This window comes from Clostridium autoethanogenum DSM 10061 (assembly GCF_001484725.1).
Taxonomy (GTDB): Bacteria; Bacillota; Clostridia; order Clostridiales; family Clostridiaceae; genus Clostridium_B; species Clostridium_B ljungdahlii.
In genome coordinates this window covers 3,065,464-3,088,679 of record NZ_CP012395.1, presented here as the reverse complement: position 1 = coordinate 3,088,679, position 23,216 = coordinate 3,065,464, and the positions used below count along the sequence as shown (strand labels likewise).

At 33.1% G+C, this 23,216-nt stretch carries 22 protein-coding genes and 1 tRNA gene; 2 read left to right on the top strand and 21 right to left on the bottom strand.

What is annotated here, in order from left to right; genetic code table 11:
- Nucleotides 1-54: 54 nt before the first annotated feature.
- Genes CLAU_RS13950 through CLAU_RS13940 form a run of 3 tightly spaced genes read right to left on the bottom strand, consistent with a single transcriptional unit; the run spans nt 55 to nt 2,556 of the window.
- Nucleotides 55-1,032, bottom strand: a complete 978-nt coding sequence (locus CLAU_RS13950; protein WP_013237425.1) for a uroporphyrinogen decarboxylase family protein — start codon at nt 1,030-1,032, stop codon at nt 55-57.
- A 34-nt stretch (nt 1,033-1,066) separates the two neighbouring features.
- A complete protein-coding gene (locus CLAU_RS13945; RefSeq protein ID WP_013237421.1) occupies nt 1,067-1,699 on the bottom strand; it encodes a corrinoid protein in 633 nt (210 codons plus the stop codon).
- A gap of 53 nt (nt 1,700-1,752) precedes the next feature.
- Entirely contained in the window at nt 1,753-2,556 is an 804-nt protein-coding gene (locus CLAU_RS13940; protein ID WP_013237420.1) for a methyltetrahydrofolate cobalamin methyltransferase, read from the bottom strand.
- Nucleotides 2,557-3,260: 704 nt separating this feature from the next.
- Here CLAU_RS13940 and CLAU_RS13935 point away from each other — a divergent pair.
- A complete protein-coding gene (locus CLAU_RS13935) occupies nt 3,261-4,826 on the top strand; it encodes a PucR family transcriptional regulator (RefSeq protein WP_013237424.1) in 1,566 nt (521 codons plus the stop codon).
- A gap of 334 nt (nt 4,827-5,160) precedes the next feature.
- Here the strand turns inward: CLAU_RS13935 and CLAU_RS13930 are convergent, their stop codons facing one another.
- The 10 genes from CLAU_RS13930 to CLAU_RS13890 all read right to left on the bottom strand — a co-directional run bounded on the left by CLAU_RS13930 (nt 5,161) and on the right by CLAU_RS13890 (nt 16,317).
- The gene (locus CLAU_RS13930) at nt 5,161-6,984 is read right to left on the bottom strand and encodes an ASKHA domain-containing protein (RefSeq protein WP_023162884.1); all 1,824 of its coding nucleotides are present in this window, start codon (nt 6,982-6,984) and stop codon (nt 5,161-5,163) included.
- Nucleotides 6,985-7,351: 367 nt separating this feature from the next.
- Entirely contained in the window at nt 7,352-8,329 is a 978-nt protein-coding gene (locus tag CLAU_RS13925) for a uroporphyrinogen decarboxylase family protein (RefSeq protein ID WP_023162883.1), read from the bottom strand.
- A gap of 34 nt (nt 8,330-8,363) precedes the next feature.
- Entirely contained in the window at nt 8,364-8,996 is a 633-nt protein-coding gene (locus CLAU_RS13920; protein WP_013237421.1) for a corrinoid protein, read from the bottom strand.
- A 53-nt stretch (nt 8,997-9,049) separates the two neighbouring features.
- The gene (locus CLAU_RS13915) at nt 9,050-9,853 is read right to left on the bottom strand and encodes a methyltetrahydrofolate cobalamin methyltransferase (RefSeq protein ID WP_023162882.1); all 804 of its coding nucleotides are present in this window, start codon (nt 9,851-9,853) and stop codon (nt 9,050-9,052) included.
- Between the two features lie 64 nt (nt 9,854-9,917).
- Complete coding sequence (locus CLAU_RS13910) at nt 9,918-10,175, bottom strand: hypothetical protein (RefSeq protein ID WP_029170134.1); 258 nt, start codon at nt 10,173-10,175, stop codon at nt 9,918-9,920.
- Between the two features lie 878 nt (nt 10,176-11,053).
- Nucleotides 11,054-11,150: transfer RNA gene (locus CLAU_RS20560), tRNA-Sec, on the bottom strand.
- A 64-nt stretch (nt 11,151-11,214) separates the two neighbouring features.
- The gene (gene selB / locus CLAU_RS13905; RefSeq protein ID WP_013237418.1) at nt 11,215-13,122 is read right to left on the bottom strand and encodes a selenocysteine-specific translation elongation factor; all 1,908 of its coding nucleotides are present in this window, start codon (nt 13,120-13,122) and stop codon (nt 11,215-11,217) included.
- A 59-nt stretch (nt 13,123-13,181) separates the two neighbouring features.
- A complete protein-coding gene (gene selA / locus CLAU_RS13900) occupies nt 13,182-14,564 on the bottom strand; it encodes an L-seryl-tRNA(Sec) selenium transferase (protein WP_023162878.1) in 1,383 nt (460 codons plus the stop codon).
- Nucleotides 14,565-14,590: 26 nt separating this feature from the next.
- Complete coding sequence (gene selD / locus CLAU_RS13895; RefSeq protein ID WP_087877534.1) at nt 14,591-15,625, bottom strand: selenide, water dikinase SelD; 1,035 nt, start codon at nt 15,623-15,625, stop codon at nt 14,591-14,593.
- A 74-nt stretch (nt 15,626-15,699) separates the two neighbouring features.
- A complete protein-coding gene (locus tag CLAU_RS13890) occupies nt 15,700-16,317 on the bottom strand; it encodes a helix-hairpin-helix domain-containing protein (protein ID WP_023162876.1) in 618 nt (205 codons plus the stop codon).
- A gap of 307 nt (nt 16,318-16,624) precedes the next feature.
- Between CLAU_RS13890 and CLAU_RS13885 the strand changes: the two genes are divergently transcribed.
- Nucleotides 16,625-17,851 (top strand): D-alanyl-D-alanine carboxypeptidase family protein, encoded by a 1,227-nt coding sequence (locus tag CLAU_RS13885; protein WP_023162875.1) that lies wholly within the window; start codon nt 16,625-16,627, stop codon nt 17,849-17,851.
- Nucleotides 17,852-17,890: 39 nt separating this feature from the next.
- Here the strand turns inward: CLAU_RS13885 and CLAU_RS13880 are convergent, their stop codons facing one another.
- From CLAU_RS13880 to rplU, 8 genes are all read right to left on the bottom strand, one after another.
- Nucleotides 17,891-18,790 (bottom strand): RluA family pseudouridine synthase, encoded by a 900-nt coding sequence (locus tag CLAU_RS13880; protein ID WP_023162874.1) that lies wholly within the window; start codon nt 18,788-18,790, stop codon nt 17,891-17,893.
- Between the two features lie 324 nt (nt 18,791-19,114).
- Entirely contained in the window at nt 19,115-19,495 is a 381-nt protein-coding gene (locus tag CLAU_RS13875) for a RidA family protein (RefSeq protein ID WP_023162873.1), read from the bottom strand.
- Between the two features lie 77 nt (nt 19,496-19,572).
- Nucleotides 19,573-20,148: a bis(5'-nucleosyl)-tetraphosphatase (symmetrical) YqeK gene (yqeK, locus tag CLAU_RS13870; RefSeq protein ID WP_013237411.1), complete on the bottom strand. Its 576-nt coding sequence runs from the start codon at nt 20,146-20,148 to the stop codon at nt 19,573-19,575.
- Between the two features lie 29 nt (nt 20,149-20,177).
- Nucleotides 20,178-20,789 carry a nicotinate-nucleotide adenylyltransferase gene (nadD, locus tag CLAU_RS13865; protein WP_013237410.1) on the bottom strand — a complete coding sequence of 204 codons (612 nt, stop codon included), beginning with the start codon at nt 20,787-20,789 and terminating at the stop codon, nt 20,178-20,180.
- Nucleotides 20,790-20,815: 26 nt separating this feature from the next.
- On the bottom strand, nt 20,816-22,090 hold the full coding sequence (gene obgE / locus CLAU_RS13860; protein WP_013237409.1) for a GTPase ObgE: 1,275 nt from the start codon (nt 22,088-22,090) through the stop codon (nt 20,816-20,818).
- 170 nt (nt 22,091-22,260) lie between these two features.
- Nucleotides 22,261-22,563 (bottom strand): 50S ribosomal protein L27, encoded by a 303-nt coding sequence (gene rpmA, locus CLAU_RS13855; RefSeq protein WP_013237408.1) that lies wholly within the window; start codon nt 22,561-22,563, stop codon nt 22,261-22,263.
- A gap of 4 nt (nt 22,564-22,567) precedes the next feature.
- Nucleotides 22,568-22,894, bottom strand: a complete 327-nt coding sequence (locus CLAU_RS13850; protein ID WP_023162872.1) for a ribosomal-processing cysteine protease Prp — start codon at nt 22,892-22,894, stop codon at nt 22,568-22,570.
- A gap of 2 nt (nt 22,895-22,896) precedes the next feature.
- On the bottom strand, nt 22,897-23,211 hold the full coding sequence (rplU, locus tag CLAU_RS13845; protein WP_013237406.1) for a 50S ribosomal protein L21: 315 nt from the start codon (nt 23,209-23,211) through the stop codon (nt 22,897-22,899).
- Between the last annotated feature and the right edge of the window lie 5 nt (nt 23,212-23,216).

The following is a 23,216-nucleotide window of genomic DNA, read 5'->3' as shown; positions in this document are numbered from 1 at the left end:
TGATCCAAAATGTTTTTTATTTACAACAAAAATGTTTTATTTCAGTTATGTAGCTTAAAACATTTTTTTACTCATTTCATCTATTGCCTTACTTACTGTCTCATATACATTTGGAAAATACCCCTTAGGTAAACCCGCAGTAAGGCATGGAATAAAGTATTTCTTTCCATTAGCTTTGCAAGCTTCTTCTACATGTTTGATACAATTTTCAAGTGTCCAATCTGGAAAATCAATCAAGCCACTGTGGAGTCCTCCCATAAAGGATATTTTTCCACCATATTGCTTGATCAATTCAGGGATGTTATTAGTGTTCATAACGCCTTGCCATATATCTATGCCCATTTCGATCATATATGGAACCAGGTTAGCAGCATAAGAATCGCTGTGGTGAACAATCAATTCAACACCATTGGCTTTATAGTAACCATAGATCTTTTTATAAGCCGGAAGAAAGAACTCTTCAAACATCTTAGGAGCCACAAAAGAGTTTTTTTGGCTTCCCCAGTCATCATGATGGAAAATGCAATCTGGATGAAGTTTTTCAACTATCACTTTTGCAACATCCAGCTCATACTGCGTAAGGGCGTCAATTAACTCATGCATAGCTTCAGGCTCTTCATATAAACCCATTAACGCATCTTCCATGCCCATAAGATGATGTGTCATTTCAAAGACACCTGGAGCATAGAAAGGTGCCACAAATTCCTCATTACGGTCAACAGAATTAGCATGAGCAATAGCTGGAGCCCAAGCTTCATCAGAAGTTGGAATTGTAGGAATTTTAACATATTTCTTCCATTCAGTAACATCTTTTAAAACTCTGTGTTCGTCATCATGAACAGGGAACGCACCAAGTTGACCTTCTGGCCACTGCCATGTTATCCCCCAATTATCTTTCCAAGTACAACCGTAGTTAGATCTACTTCCCAAAGGCATTTCCATGATCATATTCAAAAATTCATATTGATTAACAAAACGATCTGGATTTCCACCTTTAATAGTTTCTAGTAAATTCTGTCTTTTAGTTAACATACAACAATACCTCCTTATATTATTTATAATATATTTATGCCGTTGCCAATTCTTTAGCCTTAACTGCAGCACTACCTGCATCAGGTGTATATGCATCTGCTCCTATTGAATCCGCAAATTCAGCTGTTACAGGAGCACCACCAACCATTATCTTGAATCCTTTTAATCCACTTTCTCTTAAAGTCTCAACTGTTTTCTTCAAAGCTGCCATTGTCGTAGTAAGAAGTGCTGAGCATGCTACTATTTTTACATTTTCATTTGCCTTAACTGCTTCAACAAATTTATCAGCAGGTACATCTACTCCAAGGTCTACTATTTTAAATCCAGTGCTTTCCATCATCATTGAAACTAGATTTTTACCAATATCATGTAAATCACCTGCAACTGTTCCAATAACACATGTGCCTAAAGAAGTTGAAGCCCCACTTGCAAGATGAGGTTTAAGCACTTCTACACCTCTTGACATTGCTTTTGCTGCTATTAACATTTCAGGTACGAATATTTCTCCTGTGGAGAATTTATCGCCTACAACACCCATTGAGTCAATCATAGCTTGAAGTATATCTTCTGCTTTGCTTCCCTCATCTAGTGCTTCCTGCACCAATCCTTTAATAAGTTTAGTTTTACCTGCCTCTAAATTAACTTTTACTTCTTCAATTTTAGACATTATTTTTTCCTCCTTATTGTTTATATAATTATTTATCCTTATTATTTATGTAATTATTTCTTTTTACCAAATATTCCTTCTCTGTATGCTCTAATATATTCCATGCAGTACTCGTCTTCACCTAATAGTGCTTCTGTTGCAAACAACATCCCTATTAAATCCTGATTTAATGGATCAAGAATAAAACTGTCCATTCCTGCATTCATAGCCAATACTGCAAATGCCTGATTGACAATTTTCCTGGCTGGAATATTAAAGGATATATTACTAACAGCTCCAACAACATGAATCGTAGGATACAATTCTTTGATTTTCTTCATAACTTCGGTTACCATGTTAATTCCTTCTTCTGATGTACACAGCATTTCAATCAAGGGATCAATATGCATCCTGGACGGATCAATGTTGTATTCTTTTACTTTTGCCATTAACTCTGCAAATACATCCAAACGGTCTTTAGCAGTTTTGGGAATTCCTTTGTCGCTGTTCAAGAGAGCAACACACTCCCATTTTGTATCAGCGATTGCAGGAAATGCCACATCAATCTTGTCCCCTTCCATTGACACGGAATTGAAAAGGCCTGGCTTCTTACAGTATTTCATGGCTTCTACGCATGTGTGGGGGTTAGGACTATCCACTGCGATAGGCACATCGGTTGCATCCTGTACGATGTCTATAAGCCATTTCATTGTTTCCAGTTCAATGTCGTCATCCACTGAAGCACAAACATCAATAAAATCTGCACCTGCTTCTGTTTGCTTTATTGCAAGATTTCTTATGAATTCTGAATCCTTTGCTGCAATGGCTTTACCTGTGGAAGGAATCGCTCCATTAATTTTTTCACCAATTATTATCATAATATACACCCCTTTAAACATTTACTTTAAGTTACAATTATATCAATTAATACTACAACACTTTAAACTTCTTTGATTTCATATCTGTAACTGCATATGTACAAAAAAATGATGCAATTGCTGTATCCTGAATATTTTACGGCACTACTTCTAATCCCAATACGACGCCCATAACAATCAAACGGCATACCAACATATAGTAATCGTTGACAATTGCAATAGCATTGACTAAATTATCATTTTTAATACCTAATATAAATTACTTACAATAGATATCACAACCATGTCACCCATTATGTACATAGTTGATAAAAATAAAGCAGCGAGAGTCATAAAATCAGATTGGGTGATTTTACAATATTTTTGGATATGATATGTTTATCATCCTACACCGAAAAAAGTCCCATTAAACATTTACATTAGGGAAACATAACCTCTTCAGCTTCACATCATTTAATTGACCCTAATCATGATATGTATGTGTTGTGTTAATTGAAAAGATATGCCATAATTTCTCATTCTCCTGACTGAATTTATACATTTTTTATTATCGTATAAGTAACAGAAGAACCAACAGAAATCGTTGTAATCTACCAACTATTTGATATAATTATATTATAACAAATACAAATTTGTAATTCTATTTACAGAATATACATTTTTTTAAATATAATTTATACAAAATGTATGAATTAGAGGTGCTTATGAAATTAAATGCATATATTATCAAAGACTACGTATCATTTCCTATAATCACAAGTTTTTTGAATTCCAATCCTATTGATTGCAGACTGGAACGTGTGACGGTTTACCGTCAGGATAAAACGCGGCAATCTTCCGATTTGGCTTTGATTAAATTAGATGAGTTAATCGCACTTCGAAATTCTGAGCAGGATGGAGCATATATTTGTTTCGGATATGATAAAAGTATAGAATTTAACAAAAACATGGATATTATTTTTGTAACCCCAGAACTTAATCCACTAGAAATAATGGAAAAGCTGCAGGATACGTTTAACCTGTTTTCAAATTGGGAGAAAAAGCTTTTAGAGTTGTTAACCAATAATGCTCCACTGAAAGAGCTTGGTGAATCTGCACTTCCGTTTATAAACAACCCAATTGGAATATATACGCCGGGGCTTCGAAACATTTTTTTCTGTGAGAGAAAAAAAGCGAGAAACCTGATGCTGTATTCAGAGGAAGACACCAATAAATATTTAAGTCCCGAAGAAATTGATGAACTAAAGTTTAATCCGGAATTTATCAGTACAATAGGAGCTACGGATCCGACATTATTTTCTGCAGAAATGTGGGGATATCGAATTCTATTTTACAACATTCGCATTTGCGATATTTACGTAGCGCGCATCGTAGTCAGTGAAACAGAGCGTCCATTCAAGGTGAGCGACTCACCGTTACTGAAATTTTTAAGTAGCATATTAGAAGTTTCTATGGTCAAGCAAGATTTCCCAATGAACGATCATCCTAAGGGCTTTGAAACAATCATCAACCAGATTTTAGATAAACAAAATGTGGATGAATCAAAACTGCAGAAAATTTTACAGTATAAGAACTGGAATATAACAGATTGCTATTTCTGCATTGCAGTCGAAGTCAGTAGATATGACCAGGTGATTCATACGGTTTCAACTATTGGCTCCATACTTGAGGCAAATATTCCAGGAAGTGTAGCTTTAGAGCAGAAAGACTATATTTTGGCGATTGTAAATTTAAATGTAGCGGCTAAGACAAGAGATGAACTGCTATCCGTATTGGTTTATATTTTAAGAGATGGACTTTTGAAAGCTGGTATAAGCGAAGAATTCCACAACTTTAAAAATCTCGACGAATACTATCTTCAAGCATGTGATGCAATCCGTATTGGAAGCATTTATGATGAAACAATTTGGTGCTACCGTTATGAACAATACGCTCTAAAGCGATTAATTCTCCGGGCGGCTGCTGAATCAAAGATAGAAGCTCTCTGCCCCCAGGGCTTGCTCAGGTTAATGGACTATGATAAAAAGCACAGGCGAGAATATACCAAAACCTTGAAAATATATTTGCAAAATAACCTGAGTGTTGCAAAAACTATCCGGCATCTTTATATGCAGAGGGCAACATTTTTATATCAATTGAAGCGGATTCTTGAAATATCAAAATTGGATTTAGATGATCCTAAAGTCAAGCTTCATTTGCTAATCGTATTTGAAATAATGGAAGAAAGAAAATTAATTTTGAATACCAAAGAACATCCTTTTAAAATCTAATATAATTCCTTTTATATAGAAAGCTGTTGTAGGAACAAGATCAAAGAATAGCACTCCGGTTTAACATAAGCGTAAACACCCATAATAAAATAGATGTTTCTCATATAGATTTTTTTAATAATATTTCTGTTAACAAATATGAATTTAATGATTTAACTATGAATTTAGTATACAAATTTAATTTTGATAAATCCTTATTTCTATAAAACAGCATAACAATTTATTATATAAAAAAGAGACCTTTATAAATATAACTATTTATAGAAATCTCTTTTTTGGATTTCTAAGTCTCTCATATATTAAATCTTTGACTTGTTATTTTCTTTCAAATGCCTTAATACAGTATCATAGAATCTATAAAATACTCCTGAAAATCTTCTCTTTTTGATAACTCTATATATGTCGTTTTATTAATAATATCTGCTGCATTCTCTCTTATTTGTTTTGATAGCAAATATGTTTTAGCTCCACTCCCTGCACAATTGCCCACAGATTTAATCTTGCCCTTGAGTTCTTTGGGTATCATGCCTATATTAACAGAGCTTTCTATATCCATATAGTTACCAAATCCACCGCCAATGTACACTTTTTCTATTTCATTAAAGTTTATGTTCTTTTCTTTTAAAAGTATTTTGATACCAGCACATACAGCAGCCTTTGCTAATTGAACTTCTCGTACATCCTTTTGTGTAAAGGTAATACTTTCATCATGTATACTATTTTGTGCTAGAATAAACTGTCTCATATTATCTATCTCAACAATCCTATTCTGATAATCCTTGTTTTCCACTTCATCCTTTCCAACCATTCTACCTGCTTCATCTAATATTCCAAACTTCACAAACTGTGCCACAGCATCCAACACTCCTGAACCACATATTCCACAGGGTCTTTCATTTCCTATTGTTTCATATATTTTATCCCTTGATAAATCAACCTTGCTTATAGCTCCTTTTACGGCACCAATTCCATGCTTAATATTTGTACCTTCAAAAGCTGGTCCAGCAGCCGTAGAGCAAGTTACTACTTCGCTTTTATTGCCCAGCGCAATTTCTCCATTAGTTCCAAGGTCTAATAATAATGAGTATTTTTCTGAATTTAACATACCACAGGATAATATACCAGCAGTTATATCACTTCCTACAAAAGCTGATATACCAGGAAGTAAGCTTACCATGCCTTTAGTCTTAATTCCAATCTCCTTAGCTTCAATCTCCAGTGCCTTTGTAACCACTGGAATATATGGCGACCTAGTTATATTTTCACATGGAAGTCCAAGCAGTAGGTGAATCATAATAGTGTTTCCAACAATAACTATATCATATATGTTATCTTCACTTATGTTATTTTTTTTACATAACAGTTCTATCATATCATTAAGCTGACTTACAATATTATCCTTCAATATACCTAATCCCTTTGGATTCTCAATAGTAAAATTTATTCTTGAAACCACATCAGCCCCATAACTCCTCTGGTTATTAACTCTTGAATCTATATCTATTACTTTCCCATCATTTAGATTTAATAAATAAATTACTATAGTAGTTGTACCTATATCTACAGCCAATCCATAGTTTTGTTGCAAACAGTTGTCCTTTTCTAAATGTAAAAGACGATTCTTATAAAGTGATGCGGTAACATTAAAATTAGCTTCTCTTAATAAATCACTTATTTGGGGTAAATATTGTAAACCAATAAGTAAATCATCACTTTCACAAGCATCACTTAACCTTCTATAATCATCCCGTTGATCATTAATGGATGGTTCCTCAATTACTAAATATTTTTTCTTCACTACAGTATCTAGCGTATATTGCTGTTCTGTCCCATTTATTAATACTTTCATATCTTTATTCTTTTCTAAAAGTACTATTTCTACATCTTCATTAATAGTAAAATTGCAGGATAACCTAAATCCACTTTCTAACTCTTCTTTAGTTAATTGTTTTATATCAAGTGGAGTAGCTTCCTTTAATCCTTTTATTACTTTAACTTTACATTTTCCACAAATTCCTTTTCCATTGCAGGGACTATCTATAAATATTCCCTTATCCATTAATACATTAAATAAATTTTCCCCTGATTTAACCTTTATGATATCTTTACCCTTTTCTGAATTAATAATAAGTTCAATTTTCTTATTCAAAATATTCATGTAATTCCTCCTATGAAGTATTTTTCTTTAAATATAATTATATTCTACTTGAATATACATAATTTAAGTTTTAGAATATAGGAGTTCCCTATATATTAGACAATAAAGTGAGACTCGTGCTTGAATATGAAAAAATACATATCACAAAGTGTCCTCAACCTGCTGTGAGCCAGCACTTAAAGGTGATGAACTGACTTATGGAATGCACGGAACATATGGATCGGTTGAAATGTCATTAATAGAAAATGGTGATATAAAATAATTAACTTCTTTTTTGCATAAAAAACATTTTGGATTAATTTATTTTTAACATTGATCCAAAATGTTTTTTATTTACAACAAAAATGTTTTATCTCAGTTATGTAGCTTAAAACATTTTTTTACTCATTTCATCTATTGCCTTAGTTACTGTCTCATATACATTTGGGAAATACCCCTGAGGTAAACCCGCAGTCAGGCATGGAATAAAGTATTTCTTTCCATTAGCTTTGCAAGCTTCTTCTACATGTTTGATACAATTTTCAAGTGTCCAATCTGGAAAATCAATCAAACCACTGTGGAGTCCTCCCATAAAGGATATTTTTCCACCATATTGCTTGATCAATTCAGGGATGTTATTAGTGTTCATAACGCCTTGCCATATATCGATTCCCATTTCGATCATATATGGAACCAAGTTAGCAGCATAAGAATCGCTGTGGTGAACAATCAATTCAACACCATTGGCTTTATAGTAACCATAGATTTTTTTATAAGCCGGAAGAAAGAACTCTTCAAACATTTTAGGAGCCACAAAAGAGTTTTTTTGACTTCCCCAGTCATCATGATGGAAAATACAATCTGGATGAAGTTTTTCAACTATCACTTTTGCAAAATCCAGCTCATACTGCGTAAGGGCGTCAATTAACTCATGCATAGCTTCAGGCTCTTCATATAAACTCATTAATGCATTTTCCATACCCATAAGATGATGTGTCATTTCAAAGATACCTGGGGCATAGAAAGGTGCCACAAATTCCTCATTACGGTCAACAGAATTAGCATGAGCAATAGCTGGAGCCCAAGCTTCATCAGAAGTTGGAATTGTAGGAAATTTAACGGATTCCTTCCATTCAGTAGCATCTTTTAAAACTATGTGTTCTGCATCATGAACAGGGAAAGAACCAAGTTGACCTTCTGGCCACTGCCATGTTATTCCCCAATTATCTTTCCAAGTACTACCGTAATTGAACTCAACTCCCAAAGGCACTTCCATGATCATATTCAAAAATTCGTATTGATTAACAAAACGATCTGGATTTCCACCTTTAATAGTTTCGAGTAAATTCTGTCTTTTAGTTAACATACAACAATACCTCCTTATATTATTTATAATATATTTATGCCGTTGCCAATTCTTTAGCCTTAACTGCAGCACTACCTGCATCAGGTGTATATGCATCTGCTCCTATTGAATCCGCAAATTCAGCTGTTACAGGAGCACCACCAACCATTATCTTGAATCCTTTTAATCCACTTTCTCTTAAAGTCTCAACTGTTTTCTTCAAAGCTGCCATTGTTGTAGTAAGAAGTGCTGAGCATGCTACTATTTTTACATTTTCATTTGCCTTAACTGCTTCAACAAATTTATCAGCAGGTACATCTACTCCAAGGTCTACTATTTTAAATCCAGTGCTTTCCATCATCATTGAAACTAGATTTTTACCAATATCATGTAAATCACCTGCAACTGTTCCAATAACACATGTGCCTAAAGAAGTTGAAGCCCCACTTGCAAGATGAGGTTTAAGCACTTCTACACCTCTTGACATTGCTTTTGCTGCTATTAACATTTCAGGTACGAATATTTCTCCTGTGGAGAATTTATCGCCTACAACACCCATTGAGTCAATCATAGCTTGAAGTATATCTTCTGCTTTGCTTCCCTCATCTAGTGCTTCCTGCACCAATCCTTTAATAAGTTTAGTTTTACCTGCCTCTAAATTAACTTTTACTTCTTCAATTTTAGACATTATTTTTTCCTCCTTATTGTTTATATAATTATTTATCCTTATTATTTATGTAATTATTTCTTTTTACCGAATATTCCTTCTCTGTATGCTCTAATATATTCCATGCAGTACTCGTCTTCACCTAATAGTGCTTCTGTTGCAAACAACATCCCTATTAAATCCTGATTTAATGGATCAAGAATAAAACTGTCCATTCCTGCATTCATAGCCAATACTGCAAATGCCTGATTGACAATTTTCCTGGCTGGAATATTAAAGGAGATATTACTAACAGCTCCAACAACATGAATCGTAGGATACAATTCTTTGATTTTCTTCATAACTTCGGTTACCATGGTAATCCCTTCTTCTGATGTACACAGCATTTCAATCAAAGGATCAATATGCATCCTGGACGGATCAATGTTGTATTCTTTTACTTTTGCCATTAACTCTGCAAATACATCCAAACGGTCTTTAGCAGTTTTGGGAATTCCTTTGTCGCTGTTCAAGAGAGCAACACACTCCCATTTTGTATCAGCGATTGCAGGAAATGCCACGTCAATCTTGTCCCCTTCCATTGACACGGAATTGAAAAGGCCTGGCTTCTTACAGTATTTCATGGCTTCTACGCATGTGTGGGGGTTAGGACTATCCACTGCGATAGGCACATCGGTTGCATCCTGTACGATGTCTATAAGCCATTTCATTGTTTCCAGTTCAATGTCATCATCCACTGAAGCACAAACATCAATAAAATCTGCACCTGCTTCTGTTTGCTTTATTGCAAGATTTCTTATGAATTCTGAATCCTTTGCTGCAATGGCTTTACCTGTGGAAGGAATTGCTCCATTAATTTTTTCACCAATTATTATCATAATATACACCCCTTCTTTAAACATTTACTTAAGTTACAATTGTGTCAATTAATACTACAACACTTTAAACTTCTTTGATTTGTACCTTATACTTTTCATCAAAACTTTTTTCACTTTTAATAAATCCAATTACGGCAAATACACCAGCCACAAGACAAATCACACCTAATATTGGCCATACGGACAAAGAGGAAGTAAATTCCATAATTGATTTCATACCTGTAACTGCATATACACAAAAAAATAACGCAATTTCGTTTACTACGCCCATTATACCAATTGCTGTATCCTGAATATTTTCCAGTACTACTTCTAATCCCAATACGACGCCCATAACAATCAAACGGCATACCAACATATAGTAATCGTTGACAATTGCACTGTCAAAAACAGAAGTAAACGTCAACAAGACAAAGCTGATAATTATTAATGTCTTTTTGTTTATTGTGTCTACTAAAGTAGCACCAATAAAGCAAAAATAACACCTATCATGGATGATCCGCTAATAATAGCATTGGCTAAATTATCATTTTTAATACCTAGTATAAATTACTTACAATAGGTATCACGACCATATCACCCATTGTACACATAGTTGATAAAAATAACACAGCGGGATTCAGGAAAATGAGATTAGGTGCTTTTACAATATTTTTGTATATAATATGTTCATCATCCTACACCCCAAAAATCCTATTAAACATTTACATTAAGAAAATACAGGTCCTCAGCTGTTCACAACATTTAATTGGCCCTAATCAGGATATGTATCTGCTGCCTTAATTGAAAAGATATGTCATAATCTCTAATTCTCCTGACTAAATTTATACATTTTTTATTATCGTATAAGTAACAAAAGAACCAGCAGAAATCGTCGTAATTTATCAACTATTTGATATAATTATATTATAGCAAATGGAAATTTGTAATTCTATTTGCAGAATGTACATTTTTTTAATAATAATTTATACAAAATGTACACATTAGAGTTGCTCATGAAATTAAATTTATATTAAATTCATATATTGTAAAATATTACGCATTTTTCCTTCCAACCATTGATATAACTAATCTCCTCTCTTTTTAGGCAAAGCAAAAAAGGATTTCTATAACATAACTATTATAGAAATCCCTTTAAATATATAATCTATTTTATGTAATCCATCTGAATCCTTGATATCTAAAGCTTGTAATATCAACTGGCGGGAATATGTGAGAATCGAACTCACCCATCGTGGTATTAGCACGACAACACAGTTTTGAAGACTGGCAGGCACACCAGCACCTATCTACTCCCATTTGAAATCACCAAGTACTATTATAAGTAAACCAAAACCTAATGTCAACGAATTCATATGTGGTTAATAAAGGATTCTTTTATCTTCCATTCTCTTGGTAAACTTTATAGCATCAAAATGTTCCATAAGTGCCAAAGCATACTTTCTGCTGGTTTGCAGTTCATCTCTAAATTCAGCAATTGATATGCTTCCATGCTCCTTTATAAAATTTATTACAATATCTTTAGCTTTTTCATAGTACTCAGAAAGAAGCCAGAAATTCTCAGAAACTTTAACTATATCTTCTCTATCAACTAAAGATTCAAATACCATTTTAAATGATTTTTTATCCTTGCACATACTCTCTAAATCTGAATACTTTGGTGGAATAAACTTTTGCTTTTTAAACTCACTCAGTATATTTTTTCTAATATCATTCTGCATATCATTGTATTTAGGTTGAAAATCTATTAGGGATACAAAATTTTTGTAAGTGTTTATAACATTTTCATTTTCCAAAAACTCCATTATACAATCATATATTTTTTGCTTAATTTTTTTTCCAAATACTTTATTTTTAATTTCCTCTTTAGATATTCCTATTTTTAAAGGATTATCTTCATGAAACTTTTCTAGTATATTCTCTAATACATTAATTTTTTCATTCAAAAAATCTTTATGAAGATATACAGTTTTTTCTCCTCCATTTAATAATATTATTATTCCACTATCTACTAGCTTTTTTAACTGATTCTTTATGCTGACTTCGTTTTTGCCCAAAGCTTTTAATATATCCTCTTCTTTAGGATAATTTTCGCTTAAATTTTTAATGACACCTTCTAGTATATTTTGTGTATTCCCTTTTTCTTTTATTCTTAACTCTTCTATATATTCCTCATTAAATCTTTTAGCTTTCTTAGCAGAAGGTTCTATTATAATTCCCCCACCTATTGTACTCATAGGAGAATAGCTTCTTATTACAAATCTATCTTTTCTCTGGGAAGTAAGCTGCTTTTCCAATCTAAATTGAACGTAAGAATCTTCTCCTGGATTTACTTCCTTCTTATCAAGTATTACTACCCTACATATGATTTCACTGGTACCATGGTAAATCCTTACCCTTTGTCTATTTTTCAAAGGTTTTGGTGCACTCTTTAAATAATGTAATTTGCAGTCTATCATGAGAGATGGTTCCATTAAATTTTCTAGCGATATTACATCTCCCCTATCTATATTACTGGTTTTTACATTAGCTAAATTTATTCCACATCTTTCACCTGCTTCAGCTCTTTTTACCTGCTTATCATTTATTTGTATACCTCTCACTTTAGATAATACTTTGGAAGGATATATTTGTACTTGTTCACCTTCTCTAATACTTCCACTAATTACGGTACCCGTTACAACTGTGCCAAATCCACTTATAGAAAAAACTCTGTCTACTGGAAGTCTAAAATGCCCTCTTACATCTTTACAGGAAACATCTTCTGTAAGTCTATCTATTTCTTTCGCCAGAGAATCTAAACCAATTTTAGTTTTAGAAGAAACTTTGCATATGGGAGCATTCTCTAAAAAAGTTCCTTTAAACTCTTTCTTTATATCCTCTAATACCATATCCAGCCACTCTTCATCTACTAGATCTATTTTAGTAACGACAATAATACCTTTATTTACATTTAAAAGTTGAAGTATTTCAAAGTGCTCTCTAGTCTGCGGCATAACTCCCTCATCTGCTGCAATCACCATGAGTACTAAATCTATACCACTAACCCCAGCTAACATATTTTTTATAAATTTTTCATGGCCAGGCACATCTATAATTCCAGCTTTTTTCCCTGATGGCAAATTAAAGAAAGTAAATCCAAGGTTTATGGATATTCCTCTTTCTTTCTCTTCTTTTAAAGTATCAGTTTCCCTTCCTGTCAAGGCTCTTATAAGTGCAGTTTTGCCATGGTCTATATGCCCCGCTGTTCCTATTACAACATGCTTCATGCAAAATTACCTCCAAACTGAAATGTATCAAGTTAGGCATTTGAAAGAAATACCTTAAGCTAAAACTCTGTAAAAGCATCTACCAAAACATCAAAATCCCTATCTAGCATAGTTCTTAAATCCATTATAACTTGATTATGCGCTAACCGTACAATTATAGGTACTCTTCTCTTTCTAAACTTTTTATCAACCTGCTCTGGTGATACACTGCTGCTTTCTGCTTTAATTACATAGGTAGGTATTTTTTGTCCCGGCATGGATCCCCCTCCTACCATGGAATAATCTCCTTCTACAGTAAATTTAAAATTCAAATTCTTATTTTCAAGCTTTTCCTTCAAAATAAGAGCCCTGCGTTTTTGCTCGTCTTCACTTGCAAGTATCATATGCAGTGTTGGTATATTTTTTATTGCTTCACTTTCATCTAGATAATATTTTAATGTGCCTTCAAGAGCTGCAAGAGTCATTTTATCTATTCTAAGAGCCCTTGTAAGCTGATTTTCTTTCATCTTGTCTATATATTTTTTCTTTCCTACAATTATGCCCGCCTGAGGCCCTCCCAGCATTTTATCTCCACTAAAAGTAACTACGTCAACACCTTTATCTATACTTTCCTGTACTGTAGGCTCATACTCAAATCCATATTTAGAAAAGTCTACAAGTGTTCCGCTTCCTATATCCTCTACTACTGGTATCCTGCTTTTTACTGACAGTTTCACCAGTTCTTCTAAAGACACCTCTTCTGAAAAACCAATTATTTTGAAATTAGATGTGTGAACTTTTAAAAATGCTCCCGTATTTTCACTAAGGGCATTCTCATAATCTTTGAGATGGGTTTTATTAGTTGTTCCTACTTCCACAAGGTTAACTCCACTGAATTCCATAACTTCAGGTATTCTAAAAGAGCCCCCTATTTCCACCAGTTGCCCCCTGGACACTATGGCTTCCTTTCCACTGCAAAGAGTATTTAAAACCAAGACTACTGCAGCTGCATTGTTATTTACAACTAAAGAAGCCTCTGCTCCTGTAATCCTTTTAATCAGCTCTTCTACGTGGCTATACCTAGATCCTCTTGTGCCCTTTTCCAGATCGTATTCCAAATTACTATAATTATGAGCTGCGTCAATTACATTTTTTAAAGCACCATCACTTAAAATGGATCTTCCTAGATTAGTATGTATGATAACTCCTGTAGCATTTATTACATTTTTCAAGTTGGGCTGTTTTTTTTGTTCAATTATTATTCTAAAGCTTTTCAATATACCTTCTTTTGTAAAGTTTTCAATTTTACCTTTTAAAATAAGATTTCTATAATTGTCTACAGCTTGTCTCAAAGATTCCATTACAATTTCTTTCATTGTAGTGCCAGTCTCTAATTTTACAATTTCTTCGTTCAAGAGTTCATCCATCTTAGGAAGTTTTCTTAATAATTGTTTTTTATCCACAACTTGATTTTCACCCCTTTAAACCATTATTCTACTTCTATATATTTCTTCACCTGAATAGGTATGACTTCACCTATTACAGAAGATTTTACTTCAAGCCTTGAAAGTTCCTCCATAATTTTAATACCTTCTGACCTGCTGCAAGTTATAAGAAGCCCACCAGATGTCTGTGGATCAAATAAAATATCTTCCATCCACTCAGGTACATTTTCTATTGAATATTTACCTTTCAAATAGTCTTTATTTCTATATGCACCTGCCGGTACCAATCCCATTTCGGCATATTCTCTTGCCTCTTGTATATAAGGTATTCTACTTGCATAAAGCTTTAATGTAACACCAGAGGCAGAAGCCATTTCATATGCGTGTCCCATAATTCCAAAACCAGTCACATCTGTACAAGCGCTTACAGAGTATTTACTTACTATTTCTCCTGCATACTTATTTAAAGTAGACATAACTTTAACTGCCTTATCATACGCTTCTTTAGATGCCATTTCTCCTTTTATGGCAGTATTAATTATTCCTATACCTAACGGCTTAGTAAGTATAATTACATCCCCTACTTCAGATCCACAATTTTTAAGTATGTTATTAGGATGTACGAGTCCCATAACTGACAACCCATATTTAGGCTCATTGTCCTCTACAGTGTGGCCTCCCACTACTACTGCACCTGCTTCAATAACTTTATCAGCACCACCTTTTAGTATTTCTCCTAGCACCTCTTCAGGAAGACAGGAAGGAAAACAAACTATATTAAGTGCTACTTTAGGCTTTCCTCCCATGGCATATATATCACTTAGAGAATTTGCTGCAGCTATTTGACCAAAAGTATAAGGATCATCCACTATTGGTGTAAAAAAATCAAGTGTTTGTATTACTGCTGTATCATCATCTAATTTATAAACCGCAGCATCATCCGAAGTTTCTATACCAACCATTAAATTTTCGTTTTCCATTCGAGGTAACTTACCCAGTATTTTAGAAAGGGCCTCCGGTCCTATTTTAGCTGCTCACCCAGAAGTTCGAGTAAGTTCTGTTAGTCTTTTATACTTCAAAATAACACCTCCAATAGAAATTCATTCTCTACAATATTGTACACCATTTTATAACAAACTTCATCTGTCTACATTTACCTTACATCTATCTTATCCTTTATCTTTTCAATGGTTTTATCACCTATTCTTCCCACTTTTTTTAAATCCTCAATAGAAGAAAATTTACCATTTTTTTCTCTATAGTCTATTATCTTTTGGGCAGTAACATCTCCAACTCCAGATATTGTTTTTAATTCCTCTTTGGAAGCTTTGTTTATATTTACCTTTCCGTCTTGTTCTACTCCTCCGCCACTGCCTCCTTTTCCTCCGGATTCAACCTTATTTGCTCCATTCTCTCCTTTTTTATCCACATATATATAATCTTCATCCTTTAACTTCTTAGCTAAATTTAGTTTACTTGTATCCGCCGCAGCTGTAAATCCACCTGCTTCCTTTACGATATCCTGTATTCTACTATCATTTTTCAATTTATAAACTCCAGGATTTTTAACTTCTCCATTTACATATACGGTTATGCCCTTATCTGATTTACTTTTAGAAGCTTCTCCAGTATTATCCTGATCTTTAAATACTTCTTCACTCTTCACTGCAGTATTACTGGATGGCCTTGAATTCACATATCCTATAATTAAGAATAAGGCAAATATAATCAAAATAACAATTGAACCTATAATTTTTTTCTTATCTCTCATTACTATTCTCCTTTTAGGCATTTTCAAAGAAATAACTAGTCAGTATACTAGGATATTTTTTATCATACTGCGTCGGTAGAACCCTTAGATAGGATTCACTATCTGCGGAACCTGCCTCCTTGTCTGATAAAAAATATCCGTCGCATCTTTGACTTGTTATTTTATTTCAAATGCCTTATATAATTGTAATTTGCAATGAAATATATTTATGTTTATAATTTAAATTATTGACAATTTAAAAAAATTATGTCGCATATATATTATTTTTTTGATATAATATTTAGGAATTGTCCTAAAGGAGGAAAAAATGAAAAGAATAGTCACATTTGCACTACTGTTTTTGCTTATTTGTTCTAATAATCCCTATGGAGTAGTTCATGCTAAAGAAATGCCTCCTCCTGTTTCAGCTGATGGCGCTGTAATCTTGGATGCAGCTACTGGCCAGCTTTTGTATTCTAAAAACCCAGACACTGCGTATCCACCAGCATCCACTACCAAAATAATGACTGCACTTTTAACACTTGAAAATACAAATTTAAATGATAAAGTTATAATCGGTAAAAATCCACCAAATGTAGATGGAACTAGAGTTGGACTCTGTGAAGGCGAGCAATTAACTGTAAAGGATTTGTTATATGGTTTACTGCTAGCTTCAGACAACGATTGTGCAGAAGCACTAGCAGAGCATATAGGTGGTACTATGGATAAGTTTGTAGTTAAGATGAATAAACGGGCTAAGGAACTTGGCGCCAAAAATACCAATTTTGTAAATCCTACTGGATTATTTGATGAAAACCATAAAACCTCAGCAAGGGATTTAGCTCTAATGATGAGAGCATTATCTAAGCATCCTGAATATTCTAAGATAGCTACTACTATATCTTACACTATCCCAGCTACCAACAAATCCCCACAGCCAAGAGAAGTATGGAATGAAAATAAATTGATACAAAAACAATCCACCTATTATTACAGTGGATGCCTAGGAGGTAAAACAGGATATACTGTACAATCATTTCACTCCTACGTATCTACAGCTACAAGAAATGGACAACAGCTTATAGTTGCACTAATTCATGATAAAAATAAAACTTTTTTTCCTGACGCAGTATCCCTATTTAATTTTGGATTTAACAATTTTACCTTTACTAAATTGTACCAAAAAGGAGCTTTAGTCACAACTTATAATAAAGATGGACTTTCTATTCCACTAATTGCTGCTTATGATTTTTACTATATTAAGCCTAAGGATGATACAAATGTACCCCAGGTAACCCTAAAGGATAAAAACTTAATGTTTAGATTCTTTAAAAAGGGAGATATAGTTGACGAAGCTTCTATATCCTTTGAAGGAAAAGAAATAGGGAAATTAAAGCTTGCAAGCAGTATAGCTCATGGTGAAAAACAAGTATTAAATTCTAATAATATGCAAAAAATTATCATGAAAAATAAGTATTTACTCGCTGTACCAATTATCATTATAATTTTAGCTGTTGTATTTGTGTTGAAAAAACGTGTATTCTCTAACAAATAATCATATTAAAATAAGCTGAAACTTAAAATACATAGGGTTTCAGCTTATTTTTTCTATTAATTTTAGAATATCTTCTGGAATAGCAGTTTCTAGCTCCAATATCTTATTTCCCCTAGGGTGTGGAAACTTAAGCCTATACGCATGAAGTGCCTGCCTATTTATATACATACTGTCATCCTCTTTTCCATACAATGTATCTCCATAAAGAGGATGACCTAAATAACTTAAATGTACTCTTATTTGGTGGGTTCTTCCCGTTTCTAACATAAGCTTTAATAACTGATCATTCTTAAAATCCTTTATTACCTTATAGTGAGTAATACTTTTCTGTCCTCTTTCATCTATAATTCTTCTTATATCTTCTCCTTCTTGCCTATATATTGGTAAATCTATAGTTCCTTCATTTTCTTTCATCTTGCCATGGATAACAGCAATGTAACTTTTTTCAAATTCTTCACTCTTCATATCTCTTGCCAGAGCCATATGAGCAAATTGATTTTTTCCAACTATTATAAGACCTGAAGTATCCATATCCAATCTGCTTACTAATCTGACTATACAGTCTTCTCCTTTTTCCTTAAAATAATACATAAGTCCGTTAGCCAAAGTACCTGAGGGATAACTTCTTGTAGGATGCACCACTATACCTGGTCTTTTATTTACAACTATCAGATCATCATCTTCGTATGCTACTTCTATATCCATCTTCTCAGGCTCTACATTTTGAAATTCTTCTTTTACAAGGTTTAAAGATATACTTTCCCCTGACTTTACTATATGGTTTAATTTTACCCTTTTATTGTTTATCTCTATCCTTCCACTCAAGGCCGCCCCTTTTATAAGTCTGCCTGAAAGTCTCTGAACTCTTTGCAGATAATATCTCAATTTCAAGCCTTCATCTTTTTCGTCTACTGTAAATACTATCTTATTTTCCTTCATACAACTCTTCCTTTCTGCATGAAACTGCTAAATATAATTAATAGTTATAGATGATTTTCTTAAGTGTTAGGAGTTTCTAACTTAAAATAAACTTATACGTAAAAATATTCTACAATAAGCAAGTACATTTAAATATTTTGCATATAAGTCTTAGTGGAAAATTCACAAAAAACTTAGGGCTTTTGAATTGTCTGAGGTACGAGTTTTCAAAAGCCCTTATGTTTTTGTAAATTTTCTGCTTAGACTTATTAAAACATTTAATCGTACTTGTAATTGTAAAAATATTCGGAGTATAAATTTATTTTTCGTTTAAGAACTCTACAATTAATCAACTAATGCTATTACTTCTACTTCAATCAATGCATCTTTTGGAAGCTTTACTTCTACACAAGATCTTGCAGGCATATCCTTTTTAAAATATTTTGCATATACTTCATTTACAGCTGCAAAATCTGACATACTTTTTACATATACAGTAGTCTTAATAACTTTATCAAAACTTGTTCCTGCTTCTTCTAGTAAAGCTTTTATGTTTTCAAGTGACCTCTCTGTTGCCTTTTTAATGTCACTTGAGACTAATTCTCCTGTAGATGGATCCAGTGGAATTTGGCCTGATGTAAATAAAAAGTTTCCAACCTTAACAGCCTGAGAATAAGGTCCTACAGCCCCTGGCGCTTTTTTTGTGCTTATTATTTCTTTTTCCATTATAAAAAACCTCCTAAAATAAGCTTAAAATTTATAATATACTAATTATAGCGTATTTACTTGTATACAATTAAAATTTATCTATGAGCTTTTTTAAAAACCAAATAATTTCTGCCGCTAATTGTATTTACATGCAAGAGTTGTCCCCTATCAATTACAACTTTTATAGTATTATTAAAGGCATCTAAAAGCGCAGTATCTAAATTTGTAAACGCCTCTTCTCTAAGTATTTCTACTCCTGGGAAATTTCTTAAAGGCTCTATGTAATCTGCAATATACACTATCTTTTCTAAAAGATTCATATCTTTTTTACCTGTGGTATGGCAAGCTACTGCACTCAATATTTCCTCATCATAAATCCCCATAACATTTTTTGCTATAACTGCAGCAATGTTTCCATGGAGAAGTTGAGGATTTAATGCACTTACTTCATCTATAGGAATCTGATTCTCATGTGCCATAGACAAAATTTCATCATTTGACATGTGCTTAGCACAATCATGAACAAGCCCTGCTGTACTTGCCTTTTTAACATCCACATGATAAAATTCAGCTAACTTTATTGCCGTATCCTGTACACTCAAACTATGCTCATATCTGTTTTTCTTCAGCTTCTCATTTAAATATTCTTTGATCTGTTCTTCACTCCACATCCCTTATCACTCCAAAAAATTATTTAATTTTATTTATAAAGATTATGTTGTTTAATAATGTCATAAACACTCTCGGGAAGAAGATAACTCACATTTCTGCCCATTTTAATATTTTTTCGTATATCTGTAGAAGAAATATCAAATAGAGGAGCATCTAAATATATAATTTTAGTAGAATACTTTTTTTCTATTTTTTCTTTCTGTTCTTTTATGTTTTGTGCAGTAAAATCCGGAAACCCTGGCCTATTAAATACTATAAATTGACACAACTTAAATATATCCTCTACCCTGTTCCAATTTTCAATGTCCATTAGACAGTCTACTCCTGTTAGGAAATACCATTTGGTTTTCCTTTCGACTTTATTAAAATGTTTTAAGGTATTATACGTATAGCTTAAATTAGGCTTATTTATTTCATATTTACTTACAGAGAATTTACTTTCCGTACCTACAGCTGCCTTTACCATCTCGTATCTCAAAAAAGCACTTGTTACATCTTTGTTCGCTTTATGGGGAGGATTACCTGTCGGTATAAATACAATATTATTTACTCCCAATCTATATAAAGTTTCATAAGCTATATGTATATGTCCATTGTGTATTGGATCAAATGTTCCCCCAAAAATAGCTTTTTTAACCATCTATTTTCTCTCCATTTATTTTTTTATTACATTACATAATCAAATTCAAAATCATTCAGCTTAACTACATCCCCATCTTTAATTCCCATATCCATTAATTCCTGCATAACTCCTTTGTTTTTAAGTACCTTATAAAAATATCGTAATTCGTCAGGATCATTTACATTGACGCTTCCAAGTAACCTATCAACAAAACTTCCTTCCACTATAAAAGTATTTTCTTCTTTTCTTATGTTATAAGTAAATTTCTTTTCTTCAGGTACAAATTTATCTTCTTCATTTATTTCAATATTTTCTACAGGTATAGTACTTAGTATCCTAGCAGCTTCCTTCATAAGTTCTTTAACACCCTGTCCTGTAGCTGCAGATATTTTAAATACCTTGTCATATCCTAATTGACCAACTTTTTTTCTGAAGTTTTCAAATAATTCATTATCATATAACATATCTGATTTGTTTGCAGCAATTATCTGAGGTTTATCCCAGAGTTTTACATCATACTTTTTCAATTCATTATTTATTTTGGTAAAGTCATCGAAAGCATCTCTTCCTTCAATTCCTGATATATCTACTACGTGTATTAAAAGTCTTGTCCTTTGGATATGTCTTAAAAATTCAATTCCAAGGCCTACTCCTTCTGCTGCACCTTCTATTATACCTGGTATATCTGCTATTACAAAGCTTTTTATTCCTGAAATATTAGTTACTCCCAGATTAGGAGATAATGTTGTAAAATGGTAATTTGCAATTTTAGGTGTAGCCTTAGTCACTATAGACAAAAGAGTTGATTTGCCTACATTGGGAAATCCTAAAAGTCCTACATCTGCCAGTAACTTAAGTTCCAAGGATATATATCTTTCTTCTCCTGGCATTCCTGGCTCAGCAAAATCTGGTGCCTGCCTTACAGGAGTTGTGAACCTCACATTTCCTCTTCCACCTCTTCCACCTTTTGCAACTATGCATTTGTCTTCAGGATGAGCAAGATCTGCCATTATTTTATTCGTTTTCACATCCTTTACAACTGTTCCCATAGGTACCTTTATGTAAAGATCCTTTCCATTTCTTCCAAAACACTTAGATCCTGCTCCATTTTCACCTTTTTCTGCACGATACTTTTTCCTATATGCAAAATCCAAAAGTGTAGTGCTTTCTGTATCTACTACAAGTATAACATCTCCGCCTTTTCCGCCATCTCCACCATCTGGTCCTCCAAAGGCTACATACTTTTCCCTTCTAAAAGAAATGGATCCATCTCCACCATCTCCAGAGGTTACAAATATTTTAGCTGTATCTACAAACATGCCGCTCACTTCCTTTCAAAAGTTAATTATATTAAATTAAAAAATCACTTTATTCTAAATTCTATTATTCCCACAGATAAGTAAGTAATTCACTCTAACCACAGTATACAACTTTTTTCTTAAAATAAGGAATTTTAAAAAAGCACCCTCATTAGGGTGCCTTAATAATACTATTCAGCTGCTAATTCTTCTAACTTTAAAGGATATACGCTGGCCTTCTTTTTAGTCTTTCCTACTCTTTCGTATCTAACTACACCATCTATCTTTGCAAATAAAGTATCGTCAGATCCTCTTCCAACGTTAGTTCCAGGATGAATTTTTGTTCCTCGCTGTCTAACTAATATGTTTCCAGCTAAAACAAACTGTCCATCAGCAGATTTAGTACCTAATCTTTTAGATTCACTATCTCTACCATTCCTTGAACTACCTACTCCTTTTTTATGGGCAAATAGTTGAAGATTCATAATTAACATAAAATTACACCTCCTCTACCTTTACATTTATATATTCACTAAAATTAAATTCAATACTTTTCAAACCGAGTAACATAGTTTCCACAAGTACCTGACATTTTAAAATGTCATCCTGTTTCATATCTTTTAAAGAAAAGCTTAAAAATCCATCCTTTATAGAGTACTTTAATTTAAGCTTTAACACTTCTGTTATTCCTATTACAGTAGTTTGAGATATGGCAGAAACAGCGCTACACACCATGTCATACCCTTGGTTTACTGATTCCGCATGGCCTTTAAGTACAACTGAAACCAAATTACAAGATTCTCTTTTAAAAAACGCTTCAATCATAATTACGCATCAATTTTTTCAATTTGTAATTTAGTGTAAGGCTGTCTATGTCCCTGCTTCTTTCTGTAATCCTTTTTAGCCTTATACTTGAAGACTATAACTTTTTTAGCTTTTCCCTGTGCCAATACCTTAGCACTTACTTTAGCTCCTTCAACTACAGGTTTTCCAATAACTACACCTGCGTCATCTTTACCTACTACTAAAACTTTGTCAAGTTCAACTGTTGAATCAACTTCAGCATCTAATTTTTCAACATATATAACGTCTCCTTCTGAAACCTTATACTGTTTTCCACCAGTAGCTACAACTGCATACATTTAAA

Bases quoted from the DNA above. Each gene is read 5' to 3' on its own strand.
- CLAU_RS13950 (WP_013237425.1), bottom strand. From the start codon at position 1,032: ATGTTAACTAAAAGACAGAATTTACTAGAAACTATTAAAGGTGGAAAT.
- CLAU_RS13890 (WP_023162876.1), bottom strand. From the start codon at position 16,317: ATGAGAGATAAGAAAAAAATTATAGGTTCAATTGTTATTTTGATTATA.
- CLAU_RS13930 (WP_023162884.1), bottom strand. From the start codon at position 6,984: ATGAATATTTTGAATAAGAAAATTGAACTTATTATTAATTCAGAAAAG.
- obgE (WP_013237409.1), bottom strand. From the start codon at position 22,090: ATGTTTGTAGATACAGCTAAAATATTTGTAACCTCTGGAGATGGTGGA.
- yqeK (WP_013237411.1), bottom strand. From the start codon at position 20,148: ATGTGGAGTGAAGAACAGATCAAAGAATATTTAAATGAGAAGCTGAAG.
- rpmA (WP_013237408.1), bottom strand. From the start codon at position 22,563: ATGTTAATTATGAATCTTCAACTATTTGCCCATAAAAAAGGAGTAGGT.
- CLAU_RS13920 (WP_013237421.1), bottom strand. From the start codon at position 8,996: ATGTCTAAAATTGAAGAAGTAAAAGTTAATTTAGAGGCAGGTAAAACT.
- CLAU_RS13915 (WP_023162882.1), bottom strand. From the start codon at position 9,853: ATGATAATAATTGGTGAAAAAATTAATGGAGCAATTCCTTCCACAGGT.
- selB (WP_013237418.1), bottom strand. From the start codon at position 13,122: ATGAAGCATGTTGTAATAGGAACAGCGGGGCATATAGACCATGGCAAA.
- rplU (WP_013237406.1), bottom strand. From the start codon at position 23,211: ATGTATGCAGTTGTAGCTACTGGTGGAAAACAGTATAAGGTTTCAGAA.
- CLAU_RS13850 (WP_023162872.1), bottom strand. From the start codon at position 22,894: ATGATTGAAGCGTTTTTTAAAAGAGAATCTTGTAATTTGGTTTCAGTT.
- CLAU_RS13875 (WP_023162873.1), bottom strand. From the start codon at position 19,495: ATGGAAAAAGAAATAATAAGCACAAAAAAAGCGCCAGGGGCTGTAGGA.
- CLAU_RS13885 (WP_023162875.1), top strand. From the start codon at position 16,625: ATGAAAAGAATAGTCACATTTGCACTACTGTTTTTGCTTATTTGTTCT.
- CLAU_RS13880 (WP_023162874.1), bottom strand. From the start codon at position 18,790: ATGAAGGAAAATAAGATAGTATTTACAGTAGACGAAAAAGATGAAGGC.
- CLAU_RS13925 (WP_023162883.1), bottom strand. From the start codon at position 8,329: ATGTTAACTAAAAGACAGAATTTACTCGAAACTATTAAAGGTGGAAAT.
- CLAU_RS13945 (WP_013237421.1), bottom strand. From the start codon at position 1,699: ATGTCTAAAATTGAAGAAGTAAAAGTTAATTTAGAGGCAGGTAAAACT.
- CLAU_RS13935 (WP_013237424.1), top strand. From the start codon at position 3,261: ATGAAATTAAATGCATATATTATCAAAGACTACGTATCATTTCCTATA.
- CLAU_RS13940 (WP_013237420.1), bottom strand. From the start codon at position 2,556: ATGATAATAATTGGTGAAAAAATTAATGGAGCGATTCCTTCCACAGGT.
- nadD (WP_013237410.1), bottom strand. From the start codon at position 20,789: ATGGTTAAAAAAGCTATTTTTGGGGGAACATTTGATCCAATACACAAT.